A 6,568-nucleotide genomic window follows, 5' to 3' on the forward strand; every position below is an offset into this window, starting at 1 on the left:
ACACTATCGTCCGGACGATCAGGGTGTCCGCCCGGACCTGTCCGCCGATGCCTACCCGCGCAGGAAACTCACGATCCCCTCAGAAATTCCCTGTGCCGCCTTCTGCCGCCAGGCCCCGCTCGTCAGCAGTGCCGCGTCCTTGCTATCGCGCATGTTGCCGCACTCGATGAACACCTTGGGAACCGTTGACAGATTGAGACCGCCGAGATCCTTACGTACGTCGAGACCGGTGCCGTTGCCTACGTAGTTGGACGGAGCGCTGCCGGTGACCTTCGCGAAGTCGCTCTCGATGCGCTCCCCGAGGGTGCGCGAGGAAGCCACGATCGGGCGGGTGTCGGCGGCACCGGAGTGCACGGACGCGGGCAGGATGACATGGAACCCGCGGTCGCCCTCGGGCGCTCCGTCGGCGTGGATCGAGATGGCCGCGTCGGCGTGCGCGGCGTTCCCGATCTCCGCGCGCTTGTTCACACACGGCCCCCAGGCGGGCCGGTCCCCGTCATGGGTCAGCCGCACCGTGGCGCCCTGCCTCTCCAGCAGCGCCCGCAACCGGTGCGCGACGTCCAGCGTGAACCGGGCCTCGCTGTAACCGGCGTTGGTGGACGTCCCCGTCGTATCGCACTCCTTCCAGTTCGTCCCGATGTTCACCTTCTGGTTGATCTCGGACGTGTGCTGGAAGTTCCCCGGGTTGTGCCCCGGATCGATCACGACGACCTTCCCCTTGAGCGAGGGCACCGCACTGGGACTGGGCACCTTCGCGTCGTCGCTCGGGGAGACCGGCGCCGACCGGGTCGTCGCCGCGCCCGCCTGCCCGCCACTCCCACCGGGCTTCCCGACCCCCTCGTACACCACCCACCCGAGCAGCGCACCGGGCACCAGCGCGACGAGACCGACAGCAAGCGGCACCCGCCGCGACCGGCGCTGCTGCGGGAGATCGAATTCCGGGCCTGTGTACGACACGTCTGCGACTCTAACCGCGCCCTCAGATCCCCGCCCCCGTTCGCCGCAGGACACGCAGCGAGTCGTGGGCCGAGACCTCGGTGAACGCGCCGGACTCCAGGGCGCGCAGGTAGACGCGGTAAGGGGCCTGTCCGGTGAACTCGTCCTTCGGGTCGGGAAAGACGTCGTGGATCAGCAGCAGCCCGCCTTCGGCCACATGGGGGGCCCAGCCCTCGTAGTCGGCGGTGGCGTGCTCGTCGGTGTGCCCGCCGTCGATGAAGGCGAACCCGAGCGGCGAGTTCCAGAGTGCGGCGATCCGCGGCGACCGGCCGACGAGCGCGACGACATGGTCCTCCAGCCCCGCCCTGTGCAGGGTGCGCCGGAAGGTCGGCAGCGTGTCCATCAGACCGATCTCCGGGTCCACCGTCTCCGGATCGTGGTAGTCCCACCCCGGCTGCTGCTCCTCGCTGCCCCGGTGATGGTCCACGGTCAGCGCGGTCACCCCGGCCGCCCGCGCGGCATCCGCCAGCAGCAGCGTGGAACGCCCGCAGTACGTCCCCACTTCGAGGAGGGGCAGCCCCAGCGCCCCGGCCTCGACAGCGGCCGTGTGCAACGCCAGTCCCTCGTGCAGGGGCATGAACCCCTTGGCCTTCTCGAACGCGGCGAGAGTCCTGGGCTCGGGCGCTGCCATGGGGGTCCCTTCGGTAGTACGACGCTCCGGCGCCCCATGCTGTCGTACCCCCCGCCGACGATGTCGACAGGGGGTACGGGAAGCGCCCCGTCAGGGGCGCGGGGCCGTATCGGTTTGCGGCTCCGCCGCGTGGGCGCGACCAGCCACGATGGTGCCGCACCCGCCAACCGGCAGACCGCGGCACCCCACTAGGCGCTGACCGTCTCACCAGGCAGCGAAAGATCCAGATCCACCGCCCGCTCATCCCCCGCATGCGTGGCGGACGAAGCCAGCGGCCCGTGCCCCACCGCCGTCGCGGCCAGCACATACGCCCCCTCGGCCGGCACCGCGAGCGCATACGCCCCGTCCTCGCCGGACAGCGTCGCCCCCGCCTGCCGCCCCCGCCGGTCGATCAGCGTGACCTTCGCACGGGCGACCGGCGTGCCCTCGGCGGACAGCACCCGCCCACGGAAACCCCGGAGCACCGACTCGGCGTTGGCGAGCGCGGCATCCTCCTCGCTGCTGGCGCGCAGCTGCGTGTGCTGGGCGGCGGCAGCCTCCGGCACGCTCCGCTTCGGCAGGAACAGCGCGAGCACCAGGCCCACGGCCACCGCACCCGTCGCGATCAGGAAGGAGACCCGGAAGCCGTGCATCGTCGGGATGGCGACACCGCCCACGTGGTTCGCGGTGTTCGCCAGCACCATGCCGATGACGGCGCTGGACACCGACGTACCGATGGACCGCATCAGCGTGTTGAGACCGTTCGCCGCACCCGTCTCCGACGCCGGGACCGCGCCCACGATGAGCGCCGGCAGGGACGAGTACGCGAGGCCGATGCCCGCGCCGAGGACGACCGCGATGACCAGGCTCTGCCAGGGCGCGCTCATCAGGCCGAGGCCGGCGCCGTAGCCGATCGCGATGATCAGCATGCCGAGGATGAGGGTGGTCTTGGGGCCGTACTTGGCGGACAGGCGGGCGTAGACGGGGGCCGTGAACATCATGGTCAGGCCCAGCGGAGCGACCAGCAGGCCGGCGGCGACCATGGACTGGCCGAGGCCGTAGCCGGTGGCCTTCGGAAGCTGCAGCAGCTGCGGAAGGACCAGCGAGACGACGTAGAAGCTGACGCCGACCATGATCGACGCGAGGTTGGTGAAGAGCACCGCCGGGCGGGCGGTGGTGCGCAGGTCGACCAGCGGGGCGGAGTGGCGCAGCTCGAACACGCCCCACAGGAGGAGGACGACGACGGAGGCGGCGAACAGGCCGAGCGTGGTGCCGGAGGACCAGCCCCAGTCGCTGCCCTTGGTGATGGGAAGGAGCAGCAGCACCAGGCCGGTGGACAGGCCCAGCGCGCCGGCCACGTCGAACGAGCCCTCCGCGCGCATCGGGGATTCCGGTACGACCAGGAGGGTCAGGGCTATGGAGAGCACACCGAGGCCGGCGGCGCCGTAGAACAGGGCGTGCCAGTTCATGTGCTGGGCGACCAGGGCCGCGGCGGGCAGCGCGAGACCGCCGCCGACGCCGATGGAGGAGCTCATCAGGGCCATCGCCGAGCTGAGCTTCTCGCGCGGCAGCATGTCGCGCATCAGGCCGATGCCCAGCGGGATCGCGCCCATGGCGAAGCCCTGCAGGGTGCGGCCCACGATCATCGTGAGCAGTTCGCTGGTGAGCGCGCTGATCAGCGCGCCGACCACCATCACGGCGAGGCTGAGGACGAGCATCCGCCGCTTGCCGTACAGGTCGCCGAGGCGGCCCATGATCGGGGTGGCCACGGCGCCCGAGAGGAGCGTCGAGGTCAGGACCCAGGTGGCGTTGCTGGGTTCGGTGCCCAGCAGCTGCGGCAGGTCCTTGATGACCGGGACGAGCAGGGTCTGCATCACCGCGACCACGATGCCCGCGAAGGCGAGCACCGGGACCACGGCCCCGCTCGCGCCCCGGGTGGGCTGGTCGGTCGTCGTGTGCGTCATTGAGTGAGGCCTCCCCGATTGGATAAGTGCCCGGTAAACCTCGTATGCACAGGCAACTATTCCGTTGCTTCGAGCTTCTAACGAATCCTTGACCGTCCCATGGGTTTCTGATCTGCCGTCAGGGTCTGGCCTCTTTGTGAAACGTGTTCTAGTCTCACGCGCCATGAGTGCCGTGAAGGCGTATGTCGCCGGGGTCGGGATGACGAAGTTCGAGAAGCCCGAGACCCGTGACTGGCAGTACTGGGACATGGTCCGGGAGGCGGGCGGCTCCGCGCTCGCCGATGCGGGGATCTCGTACAGCGAGGTGGAACAGGTTCCGATCGGCTACTGTTTCCAGCCCTCCACCGCCGGTCAACGGGCCGCCTATGAACTGGGCCTCACCGGCGTCCCCGTCTACAACGTCAACAACAACTGCGCCACCGGCGCGACCGCCCTGATGCTCGCCCGGCAGCTCGTCGAGGGCGGGGCGGCCGACTGCGTCCTCGCCCTCGGCTTCGAGAAGATGAAGAGGGGCGCGCTGGGGAGCGGAGCCGACGGCGGGGACTTCTCGACGTCCCCCGTCGCCCGGCACTACGGCGTGATGGCCGCCCGGCACGGCTTCGAGATGACCCCGCCCACCGCGCAGATCTTCGGCGACGCGGCCCGCGAGCACATGGAGCGGTACGGCACCACCGAGGCGCAGCTCGCCGCCGTGGCCGCCAAGAACCACCGGCACTCGGCGAACAACCCGTACGCCCAGTTCCAGGACGTGTACGAGGTCGACGACATCCTCGCCGCGCGCACGGTCCACCGCCCGCTCACCAAACTCCAGTGCTCGCCCACCTCCGACGGCGCGGCGGCCGCCGTGGTCGTCTCACAGCGCTTCGCCGAACGGCGCGGGCTCACCGGACTCGTCGAGATCGTCGCGCAGGCGATGACGACCGACACCGAGGAGTCCTTCGCGTCCGGCTCCTGCATCGACGTCGTCGGACAGCCGATGTCCCGGGCGGCGGCCCGCCAGGTCTACGACCGCTCGGGCCTCGGCATCGAGGACGTCGACGTCGTGGAACTGCACGACTGCTTCTCCGTCAACGAGCTGCTGACGTACGAGGCGCTCGGCATGTGCGCCGCCGGCGAGTCCGGCAAGCTCGTCGAGTCCGGCGCCACCACCTACGGCGGGCGCTGGGTGGTGAACCCCTCCGGCGGGCTCATCTCCAAGGGGCATCCGCTGGGCGCGACCGGACTCGCCCAGACCGCCGAGCTGGTCTGGCAGCTGCGGGGCACGGCCGGCGACCGGCAGGTGCCGGGCGCCCGGGTCGGCCTCGCGCACAACATCGGGCTGGGCGGGGCGGCGGTGGTGACGCTGTTCCGGAGGGCGGGGTAGGCCGGAGGACCGAGGTCAGGGTGGGCCGAAAAGCCGATGCAAGGACCGTAACCGGGTTGAGAGCATGACGCTCATGCTGGAAGCCGCGGACACCTCGCACATATCCCGCCGCACCGCGTCCCCCACCTGGCTGGTGGTGGCGCTGGCGTGTGCCGGACAGTTCCTGGTCGTGCTCGACGTGTCCGTGGTGAACGTGGCGCTGCCGTCGATGCGGGCCGATCTGGCGCTGAGCGCGTCCGGACTGTAGTGGGTGGTGAACGCGTACGCCATCGCCTTCGCCGGGTTCATGCTGCTCGGCGGCCGGGCCGGTGACCTCTACGGCCGCAAGCGGATGTTCCTGGTCGGGCTCGGCCTGTTCACGCTGGCCTCGCTCGGCGGCGGGCTCGCCCAGGACGGCTGGCAGCTGCTGCTGGCCCGGGCGGTGCAGGGGCTGGGGGCGGCCGTTCTGGCGCCCTCGACGCTGACCCTGCTCACGGCGGCCGTGCCGGAGGGGGCGGCCCGGGCGCGGGCGATCGCCACCTGGACGGCGGTCGGCGCCGGGGGCGGCGCGGCCGGCGGGCTGGTCGGCGGGGTGCTGGTGGACGTGCTGTCCTGGCGCTGGGTCCTGCTGATCAACGTGCCGGTGGGCGCGGTCGTCCTCGCCGGGTCACTGCGGTGGCTGACGGAGAGCCGCGCCGGGGACGGCCGACGGCTCGACCTGCCCGGCGCGCTGCTGGTGACGGCGGGCCTCGGCACGCTGGCCTACGGCATCTCGCAGACCGAGGCCGAGGGATGGACGGCGGCGGCCACCCTGGTCCCGCTGGCCGCCGGACTCGCGCTGCTCGGGCTGTTCCTGGCGGTCGAGGCGCGTACGGCGGCCCCGCTGATGCCGCTCGGGCTGCTCGGCCGGCGCGCGGTGGCCTCCGCCAACGCGGCCATGCTGGTGTCCGGCTCGGCGATGTTCTGCATGTGGTACTTCATGACGCTCTACGCCCAGAACGTCCTCGGCTACTCCCCGCTGGAGGCCGGTCTCGCCCTGGTGCCCAGTTCGGTCGCGGTGCTCGTCGGCTCCAAGCTGGCGCCCCGGCTGATGCGGCGGGCGGGGACGCGGACGGTGGCGGTGGGCGGCACGCTCGTCGCGGCGACGGGCTTCGCCTGGCAGTCGACGCTGGGCCCGGACGGTGCCTATACGACGGCCATCATGGTCCCGGGGATCCTGATGATGCTCGGCGCGGGTCTGGCCGCGACCCCGCTCGCCTCGCTGGCCACGTCCGGGGCGGCGCCGGCGGAGGCCGGGCTGCTGTCGGGGCTCGTCAACACCTCGCGGACGATGGGCGGTTCGCTGGGGCTCGCGGTGATGTCGACGATCGCGGCGGCCCGGACCGGCGGGGACGGCGGGGCGGCCGCCCTGACGGAGGGGTACGCGACCGCGTTCCGCACCAGCACCGGGCTGCTCCTCGGCGGAGCGGTGCTGATGCTGCTGTGGCTGCCGCGCCGAGGAGCCGTGGCGCGGCCGGGTCGGTAGCTCCGGCCGGGTCGGTGGCTCCGGCGGGTTCGGTAGCTTCGGCCGGGTCGGTGGCTCCGGCAGGTTCGAGGGCTTCGGCGGGTTCGGTGGCTTCGGCCGGGTCGGTGGCTCCGGCAGGTTCGAGGGCTTCG

The 6,568-nt window shown here is 71.7% G+C and carries 4 protein-coding genes and 1 pseudogene; 2 read left to right on the forward strand and 3 right to left on the reverse strand.

Annotated elements, in window-relative coordinates; translation table 11 throughout:
- Nucleotides 1–51: 51 nt before the first annotated feature.
- The 3 genes from ACIPSJ_RS04950 to ACIPSJ_RS04960 all read right to left on the reverse strand — a co-directional run bounded on the left by ACIPSJ_RS04950 (nt 52) and on the right by ACIPSJ_RS04960 (nt 3,570).
- Nucleotides 52–957, reverse strand: coding sequence for an N-acetylmuramoyl-L-alanine amidase (locus ACIPSJ_RS04950; RefSeq protein WP_359208137.1), 906 nt, complete (start codon nt 955–957; stop codon nt 52–54).
- A 22-nt stretch (nt 958–979) separates the two neighbouring features.
- Nucleotides 980–1,627: a class I SAM-dependent methyltransferase gene (locus tag ACIPSJ_RS04955; RefSeq protein ID WP_401343459.1), complete on the reverse strand. Its 648-nt coding sequence runs from the start codon at nt 1,625–1,627 to the stop codon at nt 980–982.
- Between the two features lie 188 nt (nt 1,628–1,815).
- Complete coding sequence (locus ACIPSJ_RS04960; RefSeq protein WP_359208131.1) at nt 1,816–3,570, reverse strand: MFS transporter; 1,755 nt, start codon at nt 3,568–3,570, stop codon at nt 1,816–1,818.
- 163 nt (nt 3,571–3,733) lie between these two features.
- Here ACIPSJ_RS04960 and ACIPSJ_RS04965 point away from each other — a divergent pair, with 163 nt between their 5' ends.
- Both ACIPSJ_RS04965 and ACIPSJ_RS04970 read left to right on the forward strand, forming a co-directional pair.
- Nucleotides 3,734–4,933, forward strand: coding sequence for a lipid-transfer protein (locus tag ACIPSJ_RS04965; protein ID WP_401343462.1), 1,200 nt, complete (start codon nt 3,734–3,736; stop codon nt 4,931–4,933).
- Between the two features lie 64 nt (nt 4,934–4,997).
- Nucleotides 4,998–6,437: pseudogene (locus ACIPSJ_RS04970) on the forward strand (MFS transporter).
- Nucleotides 6,438–6,568: the final 131 nt, after the last annotated feature.

The organism is Streptomyces sp. NPDC090088 (assembly GCF_044747345.1).
In the GTDB taxonomy this organism is placed as follows: domain Bacteria; phylum Actinomycetota; class Actinomycetes; order Streptomycetales; family Streptomycetaceae; genus Streptomyces.

Bases quoted from the DNA above. Each gene is read 5' to 3' on its own strand.
- ACIPSJ_RS04960 (WP_359208131.1), bottom strand. From the start codon at position 3,570: ATGACGCACACGACGACCGACCAGCCCACCCGGGGCGCGAGCGGGGCC.
- ACIPSJ_RS04965 (WP_401343462.1), top strand. From the start codon at position 3,734: ATGAGTGCCGTGAAGGCGTATGTCGCCGGGGTCGGGATGACGAAGTTC.
- ACIPSJ_RS04955 (WP_401343459.1), bottom strand. From the start codon at position 1,627: ATGGCAGCGCCCGAGCCCAGGACTCTCGCCGCGTTCGAGAAGGCCAAG.